The sequence below is a fragment of the Paraburkholderia graminis C4D1M genome (assembly GCF_000172415.1).
In the GTDB taxonomy this organism is placed as follows: Bacteria; Pseudomonadota; Gammaproteobacteria; order Burkholderiales; family Burkholderiaceae; genus Paraburkholderia; species Paraburkholderia graminis.
The window spans coordinates 24,743-44,729 of record NZ_ABLD01000001.1; the positions used below are offsets into that span (position 1 = coordinate 24,743).

At 65.7% G+C, this 19,987-nt stretch carries 18 protein-coding genes and 2 pseudogenes; 4 read left to right on the forward strand and 16 right to left on the reverse strand.

The features are described 5' to 3' along the window. Positions 1–25 precede the first annotated feature (25 nt). Positions 26–2,415: pseudogene (locus BGRAMDRAFT_RS00120) on the reverse strand (TonB-dependent receptor). A 202-nt stretch (positions 2,416–2,617) separates the two neighbouring features. Here BGRAMDRAFT_RS00120 and BGRAMDRAFT_RS00125 point away from each other — a divergent pair. Beyond that, positions 2,618–3,652, forward strand: a complete 1,035-nt coding sequence (locus BGRAMDRAFT_RS00125) for a histidine kinase (protein ID WP_044020000.1) — start codon at positions 2,618–2,620, stop codon at positions 3,650–3,652. Here the strand turns inward: BGRAMDRAFT_RS00125 and BGRAMDRAFT_RS00130 are convergent. From BGRAMDRAFT_RS00130 to BGRAMDRAFT_RS00185, 12 genes and pseudogenes are all read right to left on the reverse strand, one after another. After that, positions 3,622–4,284, reverse strand: coding sequence for a response regulator (locus BGRAMDRAFT_RS00130; RefSeq protein ID WP_006046571.1), 663 nt, complete (start codon positions 4,282–4,284; stop codon positions 3,622–3,624). The two genes, BGRAMDRAFT_RS00125 and BGRAMDRAFT_RS00130, sit on opposite strands and share 31 nt — an antisense overlap. 2 nt (positions 4,285–4,286) lie before the next feature. Further along, positions 4,287–5,531, reverse strand: coding sequence for a pyrroloquinoline quinone biosynthesis protein PqqE (gene pqqE, locus BGRAMDRAFT_RS00135; RefSeq protein ID WP_006046572.1), 1,245 nt, complete (start codon positions 5,529–5,531; stop codon positions 4,287–4,289). A gap of 4 nt (positions 5,532–5,535) precedes the next feature. Beyond that, on the reverse strand, positions 5,536–5,805 hold the full coding sequence (gene pqqD, locus BGRAMDRAFT_RS00140; RefSeq protein ID WP_006046573.1) for a pyrroloquinoline quinone biosynthesis peptide chaperone PqqD: 270 nt from the start codon (positions 5,803–5,805) through the stop codon (positions 5,536–5,538). After that, positions 5,802–6,539, reverse strand: a complete 738-nt coding sequence (gene pqqC, locus BGRAMDRAFT_RS00145; protein ID WP_006046574.1) for a pyrroloquinoline-quinone synthase PqqC — start codon at positions 6,537–6,539, stop codon at positions 5,802–5,804. Before pqqC ends, pqqD begins: the two co-directional genes overlap by 4 nt. Positions 6,540–6,582: 43 nt before the next feature. Beyond that, on the reverse strand, positions 6,583–7,503 hold the full coding sequence (gene pqqB / locus BGRAMDRAFT_RS00150) for a pyrroloquinoline quinone biosynthesis protein PqqB (RefSeq protein WP_006046575.1): 921 nt from the start codon (positions 7,501–7,503) through the stop codon (positions 6,583–6,585). Next, positions 7,500–8,479, reverse strand: a pseudogene (locus BGRAMDRAFT_RS00155) (alpha/beta fold hydrolase). Before BGRAMDRAFT_RS00155 ends, pqqB begins: the two are co-directional and overlap by 4 nt. Further along, positions 8,476–9,042, reverse strand: a complete 567-nt coding sequence (locus tag BGRAMDRAFT_RS00160; protein WP_006046578.1) for a cytochrome b — start codon at positions 9,040–9,042, stop codon at positions 8,476–8,478. Before BGRAMDRAFT_RS00160 ends, BGRAMDRAFT_RS00155 begins: the two are co-directional and overlap by 4 nt. Positions 9,043–9,056: 14 nt before the next feature. Beyond that, positions 9,057–9,917, reverse strand: coding sequence for a formylmethanofuran dehydrogenase subunit C (locus tag BGRAMDRAFT_RS00165; RefSeq protein ID WP_006046579.1), 861 nt, complete (start codon positions 9,915–9,917; stop codon positions 9,057–9,059). Further along, on the reverse strand, positions 9,914–10,873 hold the full coding sequence (gene fhcD / locus BGRAMDRAFT_RS00170) for a formylmethanofuran--tetrahydromethanopterin N-formyltransferase (protein ID WP_044020137.1): 960 nt from the start codon (positions 10,871–10,873) through the stop codon (positions 9,914–9,916). The genes BGRAMDRAFT_RS00165 and fhcD overlap by 4 nt, the downstream gene beginning before the upstream one ends. 46 nt (positions 10,874–10,919) lie before the next feature. Continuing rightward, positions 10,920–12,632 (reverse strand): formylmethanofuran dehydrogenase subunit A, encoded by a 1,713-nt coding sequence (locus BGRAMDRAFT_RS00175; protein ID WP_006046581.1) that lies wholly within the window; start codon positions 12,630–12,632, stop codon positions 10,920–10,922. Next, complete coding sequence (locus BGRAMDRAFT_RS00180; RefSeq protein ID WP_044020004.1) at positions 12,629–14,038, reverse strand: molybdopterin-binding domain-containing protein; 1,410 nt, start codon at positions 14,036–14,038, stop codon at positions 12,629–12,631. Before BGRAMDRAFT_RS00180 ends, BGRAMDRAFT_RS00175 begins: the two co-directional genes overlap by 4 nt. A 356-nt stretch (positions 14,039–14,394) precedes the next feature. After that, on the reverse strand, positions 14,395–15,183 hold the full coding sequence (locus BGRAMDRAFT_RS00185; RefSeq protein WP_006046583.1) for a HisA/HisF-related TIM barrel protein: 789 nt from the start codon (positions 15,181–15,183) through the stop codon (positions 14,395–14,397). Between the two features lie 13 nt (positions 15,184–15,196). Between BGRAMDRAFT_RS00185 and BGRAMDRAFT_RS00190 the strand changes: the two genes are divergently transcribed. From BGRAMDRAFT_RS00190 to BGRAMDRAFT_RS00200, 3 genes are all read left to right on the forward strand, one after another. Further along, positions 15,197–16,270, forward strand: a complete 1,074-nt coding sequence (locus BGRAMDRAFT_RS00190; protein WP_006046584.1) for an ATP-grasp domain-containing protein — start codon at positions 15,197–15,199, stop codon at positions 16,268–16,270. Continuing rightward, positions 16,267–17,415, forward strand: coding sequence for a hydantoinase/oxoprolinase family protein (locus tag BGRAMDRAFT_RS00195; protein WP_006046585.1), 1,149 nt, complete (start codon positions 16,267–16,269; stop codon positions 17,413–17,415). The genes BGRAMDRAFT_RS00190 and BGRAMDRAFT_RS00195 overlap by 4 nt, the downstream gene beginning before the upstream one ends. Positions 17,416–17,559: 144 nt before the next feature. Beyond that, the gene (locus BGRAMDRAFT_RS00200; protein WP_006046586.1) at positions 17,560–18,150 is read left to right on the forward strand and encodes an amino acid kinase family protein; all 591 of its coding nucleotides are present in this window, start codon (positions 17,560–17,562) and stop codon (positions 18,148–18,150) included. A gap of 77 nt (positions 18,151–18,227) precedes the next feature. On the opposite strand, the gene BGRAMDRAFT_RS00205 is transcribed toward BGRAMDRAFT_RS00200, so the two are convergent. From BGRAMDRAFT_RS00205 to pqqA, 3 genes are all read right to left on the reverse strand, one after another. Next, on the reverse strand, positions 18,228–18,971 hold the full coding sequence (locus BGRAMDRAFT_RS00205) for a (5-formylfuran-3-yl)methyl phosphate synthase (RefSeq protein WP_006046587.1): 744 nt from the start codon (positions 18,969–18,971) through the stop codon (positions 18,228–18,230). Positions 18,972–19,023: 52 nt separating this feature from the next. Then, the gene (locus BGRAMDRAFT_RS00210) at positions 19,024–19,608 is read right to left on the reverse strand and encodes a DUF447 domain-containing protein (protein WP_006046588.1); all 585 of its coding nucleotides are present in this window, start codon (positions 19,606–19,608) and stop codon (positions 19,024–19,026) included. 99 nt (positions 19,609–19,707) lie between these two features. Beyond that, positions 19,708–19,782, reverse strand: coding sequence for a pyrroloquinoline quinone precursor peptide PqqA (gene pqqA / locus BGRAMDRAFT_RS35820; protein WP_013342881.1), 75 nt, complete (start codon positions 19,780–19,782; stop codon positions 19,708–19,710). Positions 19,783–19,987: the final 205 nt, after the last annotated feature.

A 19,987-nucleotide genomic window follows, 5' to 3' on the forward strand; every position in this document is an offset into this window, starting at 1 on the left:
GACGCATGACCGCCCTCACTTCCACCTACTTCCACGCATAGCGCAGGCCGACCCAGAACCCGCGCGGCGCGCCCGGTCCGACGAACTGCTCGTTGCTCGGATTCCCGCCGTCGAACGTATGGTTCGGGCCGTTGAAGAAGTTTTCTCCGAGCGAACCGAAGCTCGCATAGCGCTTGTCGAGCAGATTCGAGACGCTCGCAAACACCTGCAACTGTTTGGTGACCTGATACGACGTGTCGAGATCGATCAGAAAATAGCCGGCGATCTTGCCATTGACGTCCTGATTGTTTTCGTCGCCCTGTGCATAGATGCCGCCGCGCCACGTGAGGTTCGCGCCGACTCTCCACTTCGCGGTCGCCGCGTAGTCGAGTTGCAGCTTGACCGTGTTCGCCGGAATGCCTGGCAGATGATCGCCGGGCTTCACGTTGATGTTGCCGTTCGCATCCGCGCTGGAATTGCTCGCGCTGTTCTCGGTCCACGCGGTGCGATACGTGGCGTCGATGTAGTTGTAGCTCGCAGTCACCGCGAGCGGGCCTAGCTGGCTGCGTCCCGAGAGTTCGAACCCTTGCCGGCGCGTGCGGCCCACGTTCTGAAAGAAGCCGCGATTGCTCGCCGCGCCATTGCTGGCGATGAATTCGATGTCGTTATCGAGCGTGGTTCGGTAGACGGCGGCACTCCAGCTTGTCGTCTGGCCGATTCGTCCGCGTGCGCCGATTTCGAAGGTCTTCGAGATCACCGGTTGCAGCGGCGGGTCGGACACGAAGTCGTTCGGCAGCGAGCAGGGCGCGGCCGGGTCTGCACACGCGAGTTCGATCGCAGTCGGCGAGCGCATGCCTTCGTTGTAGGTTGCGTAGGCCGTGAACGCCGAGGTCGGATTCCAGTTGATGCCGACCGCCGGATTGAAGCGCGAGAACGTATGGTGTCCGTCCAGTTGCGGCTGAAGGCCGCTCGAATCGCCGATGGTCGCTTCGGCCCAGTTATAACGTCCCGCGAGCGTCAGCGTCCATTGCTTCGTCAGCGATAAAGTGTCTTGCAGATAGATGCCGTAGTTGCCGTTATGCGTTTTCGCCGCGGTTTCCTGCGTGAAATCGCCGATGCCGACCGTCGCGCGCGAAGCCGTGAAAACCGCATCCTGCGACGATTGCGTGTAGCGCGAATTCGCGATGTCCGCGGATACGCCCGCAACGAACTGGTTCTGCATGCCGCCGAGTTTGCCGAGCAGCGTGAGTTGCAGGCTCGCGCCGAAACTATCGGTAGAGACGACGGATTTCTCGTTGGTCGCCTGCGTGGTGTCGACGTCGCCGTCGTCGTCGATCGAACCGAAGTTCGGATTCGTGTTGCTGCTCACATTGCTATTGCGGAAGTGCCGGTAGTACGCATTGCCGCTCAGCTCGACGTTATCGCTGAAGTAGTGTTCGCCGGACAGCGTCACGTAGCCAGCGCTGTTCAGGTTCTGATCGGGATACGTATAGGGCTGCTTCGGATTGCCAAGGAATGAGCGCGGAATGGTTTGCGTGCCGTGCAGATCGTTGTCCGCGCCGCCTGCGGATAACGACAGCGTGGTGTCGGCATCGGTATAGCGCAGCTTGCCGAAAATCTGCCGCACGCGGCTCGCATTCTGCTCGGCCCAGCCGTTGTCGTTCGTGACGTTGCCGGTCACGTAGTAATCGAGGTTCTGGCCGATCGTGCCGCCCTGTTCGATCTGCGCGGTCTTGCGGCCCCACGAGCCGAGCGCCACTTCGGCCTCGCCGCCGGGACTGGTCTTGCCGTTCTTCGTCGTGATGGCGAGCGCGCCGCCAGCGTATTCAGCCCATACGTCGGATTCGAACCGGGAATCAATTGAATGGTGTCGATGGCCTGTTGCGGCAGCACGTCCCAGTTGACCACGTCGCCGAAAGGCTCGTTCACGCGCACGCCGTCGACGAACACCGAAATGCCCTGCGGTGTGCCGAGCAGCGGCGACGCCGTGAAGCCGCGATAGTTGACGTTCATCTGATACGGGTTGCCTTGCGCATCGGCGATGTCGACGCTCGGCAGATTCTTCGCGAGGTAATCCGTGAGATTGAAGCGATGCTGCGCTTCGATGTCTCGCGCGCGAACGGTCTGCACGTTGGCGGGCACCTGCGCGAGCGGCGTGCCGATGCCGAGCAGCGGCGTCGTGCCGACCACGACCACGGGCGCGAGCGTGGTCGAGGGCGTATCGTCTGGCGCATCGGCTGCGGCTTTCGCGGAGGCGGCTGCCGAAGCGGGAGCCGCAGCCGCAGCCGAAGCCGGTACGCCAGCCGCCGGCTCCGCTTGCGCCCATGCGCCTATCGACATGCTCGCGAGCGCGCTGCCGAATCCAAGCGTGATGCCGGCTCGCCGCCTGAAGCCGAGGCCGGGTTTTCCGCGGCGCACGCGTGATGGGATATTCATTATTCTGTCTCCTGCCGAATCGACGCTTTCTTCGGACGCAGCCGCGTGGCGGCATACGTAGCGCTTTCTTTCAAGGTGTGCAAAGCTTCGCATGCGCGCTCGCGTGAAGGCTCGGGAGCTTTTCCCGAAATCGCGAGGAAGCGTTCCCAAACTGGTTGCGACGAACTTCGTGTCCGATTGGCCTGACTAGAATGCAAACGTGATGTCGAGCGAATCCACCCAACCTCATCAAACGCGCCGCAATATGCCGCGCAATTCGCCGCATTCCGCGGTGCCGCGCGATCTTGCCTGCGTGCTCGCGCTGACCTTGCTCGCGGCCGCGCTCGGCTCGCTGTTCGATGTGAGCGAGCGCGCTTATCGGTGGACGCGCGGCGTCGAGCGCTTTCAACTCGACGAGTTGCCGCTCACGCTGTGCGTGCTGTCGCTGGGGCTTGCGTGGTTCGCGTGGCGCCGCTATCGCGAGACGCGCAGCGAGCTTGCGCATCGGCGCGTGCTCGAAGAAGAGGCCGAACGTCTGCTCGCCGACAACCGGCGTCTTGCGAACCAGGCGTTGCAGGCAGAGGAACTCGAGCGCCGCCACCTCGCGCGCGAACTGCACGACGAACTCGGCCAGTACCTCAACGCCATTTCACTCGACGCAGCACGTATCCGCGATCTCTCCGCCGCGCGCGAGCCGGAGATTCATCGCATATCGGTGGAATTGATGCGGAGCGCGAGTCATGTGTATCGGCAGATCGGCGGAATGATCCGGCGCTTGCGGCCTATCGGTCTCGACGAATTCGGCTTGCCGAGCGCGCTCGAGCATTGCATCGACGGATGGCGCGAACGCTTGCCCGACGCGTCGTTCTCGCTAACGATAGAAGGCGATTACACAGGGCTCAGCGACGCGCTCACCATCACGCTTTACCGGCTGGTGCAGGAAGGGCTGACGAACGTGTCGAAGTTCGCGCGGCACTCGCGCGTGGAAGTGTTCATGGTGCGCGCGCCGCGCGAGGCGCAAGCGCCGCAGAAAAATGCCCTAAAACGCCGGCCAATCGACGAAATCGTCGTAACGATGGCCGACGACGGTCCCGGCGTCGACCTCGATGCGCCGCGCGCGGGCCTGGGGCTCATCGGCATGCGCGAGCGGGTCGAAGCGCTAGGCGGCGAGTTTCATGTCGCGAGCAAGCCCGAAGGCGGCTTCCTGTTTTGCGCGCGCGTGCCCGCTCAAGCGGGACTGGCGGAGCCGGTGAACTGAAGGCCGAGGCGGCTTGCCATTTGTGCGAGTTGCACACCGTTGTCCGCGCCGAACTTCTGCCGGATCACCGACTGATGATTGGCCACGGTCTTCTGACTGAGGCCCAATTTTTCGGCGATGCTCGGCAGCGTGTAGCCCTGCACGAGCAAACGCAACACCTCGAATTCGCGCGCGGACAACTGCCGTCCTGGCGGGCCTTCGCTGAATGCATTGCGCAGCGCGAGTGCCTGCGAAATGTCGGGGCTTAGATAACTGGCGCGCCGCGCGATCGTGCGCACCGCTTCGACCAGCACGTCGGGCGCGCTGGCTTTCGTCACATAGCCGAGCGCGCCGGCGTCGAGCGCGCGGCGCACGAAAATCGCCTCTTCATGCACGCTGAAAATCAGCACGCGCGCATCGGCCTCGCGCGCGAGCATGCGCCGCATTGCTTCGATTCCGCTTGCGCCCGGCAACGAGACATCCATCACGACGACATCGGGCCGCAGCGCGCAGAAGCGCTGATAGGCCTGAGCGGCGTCGGCTGCTTCACCGCACACGTGCACGTCGGCATTCACTTCGAGTAGCCGCCGGTAGCCTTCGCGCACTACGGCGTGATCGTCGACGAGCAACACTGAAATGTCCGCCGCTGTCATGGTCAACCCCTGGTGTGGCCGTTGTCGTTTGGCTCGTCGTGCGCCGTTTTTTGCACCTTGTTTTGCGGTGCATGCGCGCCCGTCAGCTTGCGCGAGTTTGCATCGTTACGGAACATGATGGGCTGCTCTCGTGGTTCATGCGCCGCCGCCGCGAGACGCGTCACGTCGACCACTTTTTCATGCAACGGCGACTTGTCGCACACAGGGTCCGCATTGGCCGCATCGCCGGTGAGCAGATACGCCTGGCAACGGCAGCCGCCGAGATCGTTTTCCTTCTCGTCGCAACTGCGGCACGGCTCTTTCATCCATTGCAGACCGCGGAAACGATTGAATGCGTCGCTCTCGTACCAGATCTCTCGCAGGGGCATGTCTTTCACATTCGGCAGCACGAGGCCGGGCAGCGCGCGCGCCGCGTGACAGGGCAGCGCGGCGCCGTCCGGCGCAACGCCGAGGAACACCGCGCCCCAGCCGTTCATGCAGCGCTTCGGGCGTCGCTCGAAATAGTCGGGCACGACGAAGAAAATCTTGCAGCGATCGCCATGGGTGCGCCGATAACGTTCGACCACCGCTTCTGCTTCCTCGAGCTGCTCGCGGGTCGGCATGAGCTGCGCCTGATTGTGATGCGCCCAGCCGTAGTACTGCGTGTTCGCGAGTTCGAGGTATTCGGCGCCCATCGCGAGCGCCATGTCGATGATCTTGTCGACGTGGGGCAGGTTATAGCGATGCAGCACGCAGTTCAGCACCATCGGAAACCCATGCTGTTTGATCGATGCCGCGACGCGCTGCTTCAGATCGAACGTGCGCGTGCTGCTCAAGAAGTCGTTGAGTTCCTGAGTCGAGTCCTGAAACGACAACTGGATGTGATCGAGCCCGGCCGCTTTCAGGTCGCCGAGGCGCTTGTCCGTGAGACCGACGCCCGAGGTGATCAGATTCGTATAGAAGCCGAGCTTGCGCGCTTCGCCGACCAGCACTTCGAGGTCGTCGCGCATCAGCGGTTCGCCGCCTGAAAAGCCCAATTGCGCGGCGCCGAGCGCGCGCGCCTCGCGCAGCACGCCGAGCCATTGTTCGGTGCTGAGTTCGCGATTGTGATTGGTGTAGTCGACGGGGTTGTAGCAGAACGCGCAATGCAGCGGGCAGCGATACGTCAGTTCCGCGAGCAGCCACAGCGGCGGCGCGACGCTCGCGGGCGTCGCTTCGGGCTGTGCTTCAGTGTGAATGTCGGCAGCAGGTTGCGAGAGATCGGTCATTGCGCTACTCCAGCCATCCGCGCGAATGCGCTTCGGTCACGAATGCGCGTACTTCGGGGCCAAGTCCTGTTGCGTTGAACGCCTGCTCGAGATCGGCGATAAGCGTTTCGATATCGCGCGTGCCGTCGCAACGTTTGAGGATTTCCGCCGCGCTCTGATTGAGCTTCACCATCCCTTCCGGATAGAGCAGCACATGCGCGTTCTGCGCCGGTTCCCATTGCAGCCGGAACAGCTTGTTGAGCGCGGGACGATCGGCGTTGGACATGTCGTTCATTGCGGAAAGGCCTTTTCGATCGAGTCCAGCATGGTCCACAGAATGTCGAGCTTGAATTGCAGAATCTCGAGCGCGCGTTCCTGTTGTTCGCGCCGCGTGAAGTAATTCAGCGTGACTTCGAGGCCGTGCTCCACGTCGCGCTGTGCGAGCGTGATGCGCGAGCGAAAGTAGGCGAGGCCGGACGCTTCGATCCACGGATAGTGTTCGGGCCAGCTCGCGAGCCGGTCGCGATGAACCTGCGGCGCGAACATTTCGGTGAGCGACGAGCACACCGATTCCTGCCACGGCGCGCGGCGCGCGAAGTTCACGTACGCGTCGACGGCGAAGCGCACGCCAGGCGTCACGTGTTCGAGCGACCACAGCTCGTCGCGTGAGAGGCCCACTGCATCGCCCAGGCGTGCCCATGTTTCGATGCCGCCTTCCTCGCCGCCGTAGCCGTCGTGATCGAGAATGCGCAGCACCCAGCGGCGGCGCGTTTCGCGATCCGGGCAATTGGACATCACGGCCGCGTCCTTCAGCGGAATGTTGATCTGATAGTAGAAGCGGTTCGCGACCCAGCCGCGAATCTGTTCGGGCGAGCAGCCGCCGCTATTCATCTTCACATTGAACGGATGATGAATGTGGTACGCCGTGCCTTTCGCGCGCAACTGCGCTTCGAATTCCTCACGGGTCCAGGCTTCGTCGCGGGCGCGCTCGCTGCCTGGCGTCGTACCCAAGGTGTCTTTCGCGTTCATGCAATCTCCCGTTCCTGCGCGACGCGTGCTGCGTGGCCGCGCTTCATAGTTCGAAGGTCATGCCGTCGTAGGCAACTTCGATGCCGTGCTCCGTGAGAAGGCGGCGCTCGGGGCCATCCTCGACGAGAATCGGGTTGGTGTTGTTGATGTGGATCAGCACCTTGCGCGCGCTTTTCGCGTCGAGCGAATCCAGTACTTCGATCATGCCACCAGGTCCCGATTGCTGCAGATGACCCATATCCGCAGCGGTTTTCTTCGAGAGGCCGAGGCGGATCATTTCATCGGCGGTCCACAGCGTGCCGTCGACGAGCAGCAGATCCGCCGCGCGCATCGCCTCGAGTACGTGCGGTTCGATCTCGCCGAGACCGGGCGCGTAAAAGACGCGCTTGCCGGTCTGCCGGTTCGTGAACACGAGCCCGATGTTGTCGCCGCGCTCGGGCGAGTTGCGATGCGGCGAGTAGGGCGGCGCCTTGCTGGTGAGCGGCAGCGCGTCGATCTGCACGCCGGGCAATGCGTCGACGCTGAGCGGCGCGCCGTCGAGCGCGATTCGCCGATGCTCGACGCCGCAGTAGTGCGAGAGAATCGGCGCGATTGGAAAACCGCTCGTCAGGTCCTGCCAGACGGCGTCGGTTGCATGGAGCGGCAGCGGCGTGTCGCGCTCGCGCAGCATCAGGAGGCCGGTGACATGATCGATCTGCGCGTCGATGACGAGCACCGCCGCGATGCCGCTGTCGCGCGCGCGGCGGGCCGGTTGAAGCTCCGAGTTCGCGGCGATCTGCGCGAGCAGATCGGGCGACGCATTCACGAGCAGCCAGTCCTCGCCGTTCGCGCTCACCGCAATCGACGATTGCGTGCGGCGCGTGGCCTTCAGCGTGCCGCGCCGCACGCCGTCGCAATTGCGGCAGTTGCAGTTCCACTGCGGAAAGCCGCCGCCCGCCGATGAGCCGAGTACCTTGATTTTCATGCCGCGCGGCGCAGCGTGCGCCCCTCGTCGGTGAGTGGAAGAAACAGTGTTGTCAGTGCATCGGCCACGCGTGCATGCAAAGCGGGATCGCTTGCAAGATGGCCGGCGCGCACGCATTCAATGTGAGCATTGGGAACCGCTCGCGCGAGGCGCCGCAGGTTATCCGGCGGACACACGGGATCGCGCGAACCGTGCACTGCAAAGAGCGGTACGCCGGCCGCGGCGGCGCGGCGCGCGAACGACAGCAACCGCGCTTCGCCGAGCCAGCAGCGATGCATCAGGTAATGCGCCTGAATGCGGTACTTGCCGATGAGCTTGCGGCTGTCCTTATGCGAGAGCCTGGCCGGTACGAGCTGCGCCGCGTGTTCGCACTCGCGAGCACGGCGTTTTCATAGCCGCGCCATGCGAGCGCGAGCTTGCGCTGCGGGGCCTCGCTTGCGCGGCCGCGTTGCAGCCGCGCATGGCATTGCGAAAGCAGCGCAGCGGGCCGCTTGCAATGCGCAGCGGCGCAGAGCTTTTGCCATGCGCGCGGCGCGCGTTTTTGCGACGTGACGAACAGGCCGCGAACCTCGCGCATCGACGTGAGAAAAAGGCCGCGCAGCACCACGCCCGTCACCGATTGCGGATGCCGTCCCGCATAGGCGAGCGCGAGCGCCGCGCCCCACGATCCGCCAAGCACGCCCCAGCGTTCGATGCGAAGCCGCACGCGCACCGCTTCGATGTCTTCGATCAGGCGGTCGGTGCGGTTGCGGCGCACGCCGCCGCGCGGCGTCGAAGCTCCAGTGCCGCGCTGATCGATCAGCACGACCCTGAAGCGCGTCAGGTCGAAGAGCCGCGTTGCGTCAGGCTGACTGCCGCTGCCTGGGCCGCCATGCAGGACGACGACCGGCACGCCGTCGTCGGCGCCCGCAACCGTGAACGACACGCGATGCGCGTCGCGCGTGCGTAGCGTGCCGGTTGTTCGCGCCCGCGTCATGGCAGCATCCTCGCGAGCAGATTGTCGCGGTCGATCCATTGATGCTTGATCGCGCCCGCCACATGCAGCACGATCAGCGCGATCAGCAGATACGCCGTCACCTCATGAATGCCGAAGAACAGCTCGCGCAAGCCGTGATCGTCCCAACCCCACTTCGGCAGCGGAATGCCCCAGAAGCGCGTCCCATAGCGATTGAACGACGAGCCCAGATAGCCCGACACAGGCATGACGACCATTGCCACGTATAAAAGGCCCTGCGTAGTGCGCGCGGCGGCGCGTTGCCACGGTCGCATCGGCGGCAGGGGCGGCCGATGAAAGGCCGCCCGCGCCGCGATGCGTAGAAGCACCAGCAGGAAAACTGTGAGTCCGATGGATTTGTGAAGGTTCAGCAGCGTCGCCTTGAGCGGCAGGCCCTTTGGCAGTCCGACCATGTAGAGCCCGAGCGCAAGCAGGCCGATGATGCCGAACGCGATCAGCCAGTGCAGCGCGATCAACGAGCCGGCATAGCGCGGCGTGGACGTGTCGGCGCGGCGTTGTGCGGAAGAAGCATGCGCGGTCGTCATCTCTGCCTCCCTGGTTAGCTCATCACAAGTATTTCGCCGCGCCCGTCGACGGCGGCGTCGCCCGCATAACGGCGCGGCAGCGCGGCCGCGCGCCACTGCGAAAACGGCGCGATTTCGCCCGCGAGACTGCGTACGAGCAAGGACCAGAATACGTCGAAGCCGCGGCCGCCGTCGGCGAAAGTGGGCGGCAGACTAGTGGGACGCTGCGCAAGCAGCAGGGTTCCGCGCCGCATACCGTACGCATAGTGTGCGCCCAACCGGCCTGCAATGCCGATGGTCCCCGCCACGAGCCGCGACGCCGCGAAGTCGCCCGCATCGCCGCCGACCAGCACGAGCCCGCGGCGCATCCGGTCCGCGAGCCGCGCGCCCGCGTTGCCGTGAATCGTCAGCGTGCCGCCCGTCATTCCTTCGACGTCGCCGGCGAGCGCGCCCGCCGCGAAATCGCCGCAATCGCCCGCGACGGTCAGCCGTCCGCCGCGCATTTCGCAAGCGGTGAAGTGGCCGGCGTCGCCGTCGATACGCAATACGCCGCCCGCCATCTGGAAGCCGCTGTGATCGCCCGCCGAACCGCGCACGATCAGATGGCCTTGCGTCATCCGTGCGCCGAGACGGTCGAGCCACGGGACGGCGTCTTCGATCACGAGCGCGGCTTCGGCGTTCTGTGCGTTCTGCTCGTCCTTTGCATCGGGCGCTGCGTCGCCGTTGCGCGACACATCGAATACATCGCCGACGACGCAACGATCGTTGCCCGCGGGCAGCACGAGGCGCTCGATGTCCGCGACCGCGAGCGCCGCGAACGTTGCGGGCAGCAACGCCGAAGCATCGACGCGAAAACCCGGTGCGGTACGCACGCGCAATGTCGTCACGACGCTCATGCGCTGCTCCCGCCGAGGCCGCCGGCCAGTTGATGCAGATGGAAGTGATACGGGCCGAGCTTGCCGCCGTAATTGCCTGCGGAAATGCGCAGCAGGCCGCCTGCGCGCCCGAGTCCCGCAGCCGCGACGATGCCCGCCGTCATCGCCGCGCCGACATCCGCCTCGGTGAGTCCGTCGATCACGATTTCGAGCACGCAGCCCACTTCCGCGCTCAACTCGCTGCGCGCGGAGAGGCCGGCGAGCGTGGGACAGAACGCGTCGTTGGTGGACGCGGTCGCGCCTTTGTACTTCGAGCCGACTTTCGATCCCGACCGCACGACGCCGCCAGGAAACGGCAGGATCACGCTCGGCAGGCGGCGCATCGCGTCGACGGCGGCCTCGGCGGCTGCGAGCGCCGCGTCGATGTCGCGCGCGAGCAGGATCAGATTGCCGCCGCCCACCGCCTTCACGGTGGGCGCTGTTTCTTCGCAGACGAACTCGCCGTCCATCACCGGCACGCGCCAGTAACGCGTGTCGCCGAGCATCTTCGAAATCTGCCAGCCGTCGCCGAAAAAGCGCAGGTTCTTGCCGAGCGGCGCGAGGTCCGACAGCGGCGCGCGGCTCGTTTGCGGATCGATGCCGCGATACACGGCCGTGGTCGGACACGCGAGCACGCATTGACCGACGCGCCGCTCGATCTGCTTCGCCAGTTCCTTCGACGACACCGCGAACAGCAGCACGGCGACGCCTGGCCGACCATCCGGCGTGTCGTCGCCCTCGAGCGTGCGTTCGATGCCCGCCTCGCAGCCGCAGCCGATCACCGAGGTCGCGAAGCCCGTCAGCGAGTGCGCTGCGTTCATCGCCCACGCCGGCGTATGCGCGGTGATGACGAGCCGCGTCGCCTTCATCGGAAACGCTTCGGCGAAGGTGGCGTCGATCGTGGTGCCGTTGATCTGCAGGGTCGGCGTGTCGCTCATCGTGTGCGTGTCACGGTTCGGGGTGACGGTCGTCGGGTCAGCGGTTTCAGCCATGTCGTTGACCGTTCGCGAAGCATTCGACCGGCAACAGCTTGCCGCCGCGGCAGCAGTGGCAGATCTCGTCGTCGCCGATTGCGGCATGCGCGAAGTTGCTCGCGAGATTCGCTTCGCTGTAGGCGCGGATTCGCTTCTCGATGCCGCGGTCGAATTCGGGCGACACGAAATGGATGCCGCCCGTTGGCGTCGAGACCAGCGTGCCGTCGCGCGCGACCAGTTCGCCGTCCTTGAACACATAAGCGGGCGACGTGAACATCCGCTCGCGGTCGGCATCGTCGCGATACACGGCGATGTCCGCCGCCGCGCCCACGCCGAGATGGCCGCGGTCCTTCAGGCCGAGCAGACGCGCCGGCCCCGCGCGCGTGATGGTCGCGATCTCGTACAGCGAGAATTCGCGCGTCAGTTGCGGCAACGCGCTCGCCACTTGCGCGTCGGGATGCAGCTTCGCGAGTTGCTCGTCGCGAAACGATTTGTCCATCAGCAGACGAATCAGATGCGGATAGCTCGTAAACGGTCCGCCGTTCGGATGATCGGTCGTCATCGCGACGCGCCACGGGTCGTCCACCAGCAGAAAGATTTCGAGCCCGATGATCCACTGCAACGCATTCACGTAGCTCTGCTCGCGATAGCGAAACGGCACCACGCCGCAGCCGGCGTCGCATTCGATGTCGCCGACCACCCACTTGTGCGGCCGCGCGAGCGGCGCGTTGCGGAACTGCATCATGGTGTCGCCGGAAGCGGTGACGGTTTGCCCGAAGATGATCTGACCGACGTCGATGGACACATTCGGCCGCGCATTCACGGCTTCCGCGATGCGCCGCGCGCCCGACGAAAACTTCTGCGGCCCTTCTACGCCATAGCTATGAAACTGGATATGCGTGAGGTGGATCGGCAGGCCGTCGGCGGCGTCCATCGTCGCGATGGTCGAATCGATGTTGCCGGGCACGCCGAGATTGCTCGCGTGCACATGCAGCGGATGCGGCACGCGCAGTTCGGTGAGCGCGCGTGTCAGCGTGTGCAGCACTTCGCGCGGCGTGATGCCGTAATGCACGTGCGGTTCGTCGACATCGAGCGAGCGCTGGTTGAACTTGAACGCCGAGATGCCGCCCGGATTCACGACCTTCACGCCGAGCGCCTTGCTCGCATGAATCGTCCAGCCGACGTAGTCGCGCAGATGCTCGAAATCGTCGCGCGCGGCCAGCATTTGCAGGAACAGTTCGTCGTTGCCGAGCATCACGTACGCGCCGTGATCGATGATCGGCGTGTCGCCCATCTCGAGGTGCGTGTGGCGCGCGTTGGAGGCGATCATCGCCGGTTCGAATGCGGCCGTGTAGCCCATTTCGGCGTAACGGTAGCCGGTTGCGAGCGTGCCGGGCGCGCAGACGCCGCAAGACGGCAGGCGCAGATAGCGGCCGTTTGCGTCCTGCACGGATTCATAGGATGCGTCGCGCACGGGATCGTCGCGATGATCTTCGGGCAGCAGGAGGCGCGACAGATTGGTCTTGCCGCCGCCGATATGCGAGTGCATGTCGATGCCGCCCGCCATCACGATCATGCCGGTCGCGTCGTATTCGCGGTCGGCTGGAGCGTTCGCGGGGACGTCGACGATGCGGCCGTCGCGGATTGCCAGGTCGCGGCGCTCGCCGTCGACGCCGTTGGCCGGATCGAAGAGGGTGCCGCCCTTGAGGCGGATGAGCGTCATGGCTGGGCCTCTGCGTGAGACGCGGCGAGCGGCGTGGCCAGCAGCGCGCCAAGCTTTGCGGCAATCGTTCCGACCGACGGAAGCGCAGCGCGGCGCGCGGCGGTGAGCGGCATCACGACTGAGCTGTCCACCCGGAACAGATGCCCGCCGCTGTCCACAGCCGGTGTCGCCACCGGAATAAACACGGTGTTCTTGCCGCGAGCCGCCGCGCGCTGCGCGAGAGCCGGATGCCCGAGCACGATGAGCGGCACATCGTCGGGAAGCGCTTCGGGCCACGCGGGCGGCGCGAAACTCGCGACCCACAAGAGCGCGTCGACTTCGCGATCCGCGAGCAGTCTTTCCGTGCGATAGCGATACGGATCGTAGTCGAGCGGCGTAGTCCCCGCGATACGCGCCGGTGTCGATACGCGCGTGCGAAGCGGCAGGCCCGAGAGCCATGTCACCGTCTGGTTGACCGTCAACGCGCCGTCATCGCCGCCGAGCGCGAGGCCGCCCGCGCGCGACTTCAGATTCGATGCCTTCACGATCCGGTTCAACGCTTCGATCAGCAACGCCGCATGAGGGCCGGGCAACGACGCGGGTTCGTACACGAGCACCGTGTAGCGCGCGGCATCGATGCGAGCCTGTAGCGCCTGCAACGCGGCAAGCGTGCGCTGCGCGTCTTGCGCATCGGCGACGTCCTGATGCAGCGAAGTCGGCGGACGGCGGTCGCTGATCGTCGACCACAGCGCGAGGGTATCGAACGGATCGGCGTCGGGCAAAATCGACTCGACCCGCACATGCTCGCAGCCAGGTCCACTCGCCGCCGGGTCCGCTTCGCAGCCGATGAATACGAGTTCGCGCGGCGTCGTCGTTCCCTCGATGGTTCGCGTGAAAAAGCGCGGATAGCGCCGCGATGGCTGGCAGCCGAAAAACAGCAGCAAATCGGCGCGCGACCGCACTTCGGAAAGCGTCGTGAAGAACGAGCCGCGGTCCTGAAGCGCGAGCGTCGCGGCGCTCATTGCATCGCCATGCCGATGATCGAGGATCGCGCCGCAGCCGGCAGCGAGCGTGTACAGCGCACGCGCGCCGGCCACATCGGTCGCCAATGCGCCGAACAGCGGCCGCGGCGCTGACGACAGAATGTGCGCCGCGCGCGTGAGCGCCGCGTCGAGGTCCACCGCGTTTCCGTCGATGCTCGCACTGCATTGCGCATCCGCGGCGCCATAGTGCGTGAGCGCTTCCAGGAGGCGCGGGCAGTCGGTGTTCTGCGCGGCGAGCGTCGCGTCGTCACGCGATTCGATCGCGAGGTCATCGCAAAGCAGCGGACAGAACGGGCAGGTCCAGTCGCGCGTGATCGACGCGGCGGCCGAGGGGGCCGCGCCCGAGGGGCTGGTCGTCGACGGATCGGTGGGCGAGAGGTGCATGGGGCGACTTTTAGCAAGCTCCATGCCGACGCGTTTCATCGCGCGGCAATAGTGCGGTGCAAATGCATGGTGCTTAGGTCGCGTTGTGCTTGAATGTGTATGCCGGGCGAACGGCCGCGAGGGCGCGCCGTGTCCGAACTCAGACCCACAAACGCCTGCCGATTGAACAGCGTGCCCGACTTCGCGAAGGCCGCCCGCTGCGCCGCGCCGCGCTATGCGCCTGCGTTGTCCGCGTACAGGTTGTGTGCCGTTCTGGAGCAGAGTGTCACCCGTGGCCGGCGAAAGCACGATAAAGCCTGGCCGTTGTTTACCACCGCACCGCTTCCGCCGATTGGCATGGAACTTGTTTTGCTCGCCTACGTCGACGCTGCGAGCGGCAGGCCGATGCGGCCATCGTGCAGCGCCGACGCGACGAGCCAAGCGCTTGCGCCGGTACGGGCCGCAGCAGCCAGATCGCCGCGATCGCGAATGCCGCCCGCGCCGATCACCTGAGTATCGGCAGGCGCGCTGGCTCGGATGCGTTCGAAGGTGGCGAGATCGGGACCGTCGTAGCTGCCGACCTGATCGAGCGTCATCGCGATGACTCTGCGCGGCCACCATGAGCGCGCGGGCTCCTGGCATTCGTGAGCGGCAGCGGCGCTAAGCAGTTGGCCGGCGCGATGGTCGAGCGAGAGGATCGGCGAGGTTGGCGAGGCTGGCGAGGTTGGCGACGCGGCTGTTTCGGCGGCGCGCAGTGCGTGAATGTCTTGCAACGATTCGGTGCCGAATACCGGCACGAGCGTCGCGAGCGCGTGCTGTGGGTGTTGCGAGTGCTGCGGGTGCTGATTGCTTGCGTCGATGCGCGCGAACAGCGCCTGCATCGACGCGAAGTCGGCATAGCCCGCGTCGAGCCAGATGTCGATGCCGGGCAGCGCGGCGCGCAACGCGGCAAGCGTTTCGATGTGAGCGCGCTGCTGAAGGATCGCGCCGAGGTCGGCGATGTAGAGCGTGCGGGCGCCGCTTGCAGCAAGCAGCGCGCGGGCGATGGCAAGCGGCTCGCTGGTGGCGGCAAGCGACGAACGTATCGGCAGATAGGCGCTCCGTTCGCCGCGCACCGCGCGCACGACTTGGCCGTCGAGCAGATCGAGAACCGGTATCACCTGCATAGGGGCGCGTCCTTTGACCAAGATCTTTGTCTTCGAGTATCTCACCGGCGGCGGCATCGACCCGGCATTGGCCGGCGCGGCGAGTCTCGCCGACCTGAGCGCGCTGATCGTCGAAGGCCGCGTGATGCGCGACGCGCTGGTCGCGGACCTGCGCCAACTCGACGATGTCGAGGTGAGCTTCGCAACCTCGCGCTTTGAAAACGTCGACCCCGCGCTCGCTCATTGTATGGCCGCGCCGGGCGAATCGATGACGGCTTTCGTCGCGCGCGCGGCTCGCGAACATGACTATGCATGGATCGTCGCGCCCGAATGCGACGGCTTGCTGCTGCATCTGTACGACGCGGTCGGCGCGGCGCGCTGGCTCGGCTGCGCGAAGGAAGCGATCCGCGTCACGTCGAGCAAGAGCGCGACCGCCGCGTGCCTCGCCGCGAAGGGCATTGCGACCACGCCGGCCATCGAGCCCGGTCATGCGGCGGCCAATGCAATGGCCCACGCGGGGCGCAAGTGGGTCGTGAAGCCGGACGACGGCGCGGGCGGACTCGACACCTTCGTATTCGACGATTTCGCCGAAGCCTGCACCGAATACGATGCGCGCGCGGCAGCGGCGCGTAATCCGGTGTTGCAGGAGTGGGTCGACGGCGAGCCGCTGAGTCTTTCGCTGATCTGCGACGGCAAAGGCGTCGAACTCGTCAGCATCAACCGGCAACGGATTGGGCTCTCGGAGAGCACGGCGCCGGGGCAGCGCGCGAGCATCGTCGAATTCGACGGCGTGACGGTCAATCAGATCGACACGGCCAGCGACCAGGGTCGGACGCTGCGCGAGCTCGCTCATCGCGTCGCGGAGGCGATACCGGGGCTGCGCGGCTTTGCCGGAATCGATGTAGTGTGGCATCCGTCGCGCGGTCCTGTGGTCATCGAGGTCAATCCGCGACTGACTGTGGCTTATGCGGGTTTGTCGGCGGCGCTTGGGCGCAACCTTTCCGCGGTGTTGCTGGGCGCGCATGGGGTTCGGGTTGGCGAACCTCGCGAAACCACGAGCGCGGCGCGCGAGTTCGACACTCACTCCGCTTGCGGAGCGCAGCCATGAACGCGCCGCGCATGGAACCGGTAGGCCGCTCGCCGGTGTTCGGCTGGGACGTCGGCGGCGCGCATGTGAAGGTGTCGATGAGCGATGCCGGCGGCGTGCTGCTCGACGTCGGCCAGTGGGCCTGCCCGTTGTGGCAAGGGCTCGAACATCTCGAGCGCACGATCGAGCTTGTATTCGAGCGCTGGCCGGTCGCGAAGACCTACGCGGCGCGTCATGCGGTGACGATGACCGGCGAAATGGTCGACCTCTTCGAGGACCGCTCGCAAGGCGTGCGCGCGATCGCCGCCGCACTTGCGCAGCGGCTCGGGCCGCGCGTCGCTTTTTACGCGGGCGACGCGGGCTGGTTGACGCGCGAGACGTGCGCGGCCGGCTGGCGCAGCGTCGCGTCGGCGAACTGGCTCGCGACCGCGCACTGGCTCGCGACGCGCGTGCCGAATGCGTTGCTGATCGACATCGGCAGCACGACGACCGACATCATTCCGGTCGCGAACGGGCGTGTGGTTGCGCGCGCATCGACGGATGCCGGGCGGCTCGCGACCGGCGAACTCGTGTATCAGGGCGTGGTGCGCACGCCGCTGTGTGGCATCGCGCGGCGCATCGAATTCGGCGGCGCAGCCGTCAACGTGATGAACGAATGGTTCGCGAGCACCGCCGACGTCTACCGGCTCACGGGCGAACTCGCGCCGCAATACGACCTCTACCCGAGCGCCGACAATGGCCCGAAAACCGAATTGGCGAGCCGAAGGCGGATCGCGCGGATGATCGGCCGTGACGCGCACGAAACGAGTCCCGCCGAATGGCGCGCGTTCGCGTTGCGCTGGCGCGAGCTGCAATTGCGCGAGATCGGCGCGAACCTGACGCGCGTCACGGCCGCGCATCCCGAACTGGCCGCCGCGCCGCTGGTGGGCGCGGGCTGCGGACGTTTTCTCGCGGCGGCGCTCGCACGCGAGGAGGCGCGCGGCTACATCGATTTCGGCACGCTCGCGGGAGGCGCGGCGGATCAGGCGGAGTGGGCGGAGTGGGCGGCGACCTGCGCGCCGAGCGTCGCGGTGGGTTTGCTGGCAGCGGCGCGGTATGGGAAAGCGGGCGACGTGACGGCCGGCGAGGGCGCCGCGAGCGTCGATGCGGCTTTTCGGGCCGCGTGAAGGGGACGCGGCCGATGCAGTGATTGTGGCTAGAGGAAAACGCAGGCAAACGGCACAAACCATCCACAGGAGGACCGGCATAGAAGCAAACAGGCAGCGAAGCGGACAAGCAAACGAGGTTAATCGCAAACGAGGACGACGATCATGTGGGTGGTCAAGATCGGGGGCAGCCTGAGTCATGAGCCGGCGCTGCGCCAATGGCTCATGGAGCTATGCGAGGTGGGGGGCGGGCGCATCGTCATCGTTCCCGGCGGCGGCGATTTCGCGGACAAGGTGCGCCAGTACCAGAGCGAGTGGTGTTTCGACGACCTCGCCGCGCACAACATGTGTCTGCTCGCGATGACCCAGTACGCGCTTCTGATGCAGGGCGTGCTGCCCGAACTCGTGCTGGCATCGAGCGAGGCGAAGATCCGCCGCGCGCTGCGCGATGGGCACGTTGCCGTCTGGGTGCCGACCGCGCTGATGCGCGACACGCCCGACGCGATGAGCAACTGGGACACGACCTCGGACAGCCTCGCCGCCTGGCTCTCGACGATGCTCAACGCCGAGCGCCTGATCGTCGTGAAGTCGTGCCCGATAGCGGGAAACGAACGGCTCGACGCGCTCGCTGCGTCGGGCGTGGTGGACCGCCGTTTCGTCGATTACGTGAACGAAGCGAACTACGTGGTCGAGCTTTTCAACAAGGACAACGTCGAATTGATGAGAGACCGGCTGTTGAATACGCCGGTGATTTGAAGGCTGCCGCAGTGGTGCATGCGTTACCTGCACGACATGCGGCTCTTGCAGCGAGCCGTTGTCGCCCCGCGCGCTCATTAAACGCCGAGCGTACCCACCACCACAGAATCCACGTCGCTACCCGTACCGCGAACGCCGCCCGATCCGCTATGCAGCGCATCCGCCCAATCGGCGACGCGTTGCGGATCGAGCCGCGAGCGCCGGCCATCGACGCACAACGCCGTGCGAAAACCCGCCACATCCGGCGCAAGCGCGCGAATCTGTTCCAGTTGAGCGAGGCCCAGCGAGCCGGCGAGGCCGCACATCGCGCCTTGCTGACGCACGAGCCGCAGCCAACGCGCGAGCGAATCGCTGTCCACATGATCGAATAAAGTGCTGCCGTCTTTCGTCGAGGTGTCGAACATCACGCCGACAAAACCAAGCGACGCGGCATGCGCGACCAGTTCACCCTCCATGCCGCCGTCGCACAGCAGCACCGGCACGACCGCAGCCGGCAGATTCGCGAGTTGTTCGAGGCAACGGCGCGCGGCCGGTCCGGGCGTCACGCCGACCTTCACGTAATCGACGCCCGTATCGCTCACATCGATCACGCGCGCGGCGATTTCGTCGAGCGCTTCCGGCGGAAGGTCGCCGATCGTCGCGCTGATCGGCTTGACCGGATAGCGGGCGCGAAGCTCGCGGACGATCCGCGCAATATCGCCAATCGACAAACCGCCCAACGCGCCCGCGTTCGGCTCTTTCAGGTCGATCAGGTCCGCGCCGGCGCGGGCCGCGTCGAATGCTTCGTCGTGCGAGCGGACGCTCGCAAGCAATGCCGTCATCGGTGTTCTCCGAAAAAAGCGGAAAAAGCGGGAGGGATACGAAATAAGCGAACTAGGCGGCCTGGCCGCCGGGCGACGCAAGCCGCTCGCGATGTCGCGCGATCGCCGAAGTGAGCCATCCCCACGCGGTGCGTTCAATCTCGCCGGCAGTTTTGTCGATGGCGATCTGCAGATAGGCCATCTCGCGATCGACCTTGTCGGCCGGCAGCATGAAGAGCCGGCTCACGAGAATCGAGCCTTCGACGACCGCCGCCTGCGCGCGGTTAAAGCCCGTGAAGGGCGCATGCGTTTCGCGGTGCGCGCATTTCATCCGCAGCACGGGGCGCTCGTTGTCGTCGCGTAGTTCGTGCAGTTCGAGCTCGGCGTGCGCGAGCGATTCGGCGAGTCTCACGCTCGCGACGCGGCTCGCGGCGAGCGTCGGCCAGTCGGTTGCGCAATGCGTGACGCAGCCGGCGAAAACGCGGACGTCGGTGGTGAAGTTGAGAACCGCCGCGCGGGTGGCGACGATATTGTCGAGCGTGACGGACGGACGAAAAGGCGACAGGACGACGAAGTCGCCCTCGTAACGGGCTCCCATCGGCGCGACATGTGGACGGCCATCGCTCGCTGCGGTAGTGACGATCGTTTCGTGGATCATGGATGGGAACGCATGTCGTGGCAGCACGTCAGGCCGCCCGTATGGCTGACGATTAACAATCGGTCCGCAGAGGGGCCGCATTACGCGGCCCATGCGGGCTTAACGCGTAGCGATATACATCGTGATTTCGAAACCAAAACGCATATCGGTGTAGCTCGGAGTCGTCCATTGCATATGTGCTTCCTCCATCGGTTGATACAGCGTCACGCCGTCGGCCCGGCAAGGCGCCGGACTTCATGGGCATCATCGGCTACGCAAGGTTCGTGCCGCAATGGCAATCGCACTCGATGCAGCCGATGCCGCGCCGCGACACGGTTTTCGCCGGATAGCGGCGGCGGTAGCTTCGCACGCCGCGTGGGTGCCTGACGGCATTTCGTGC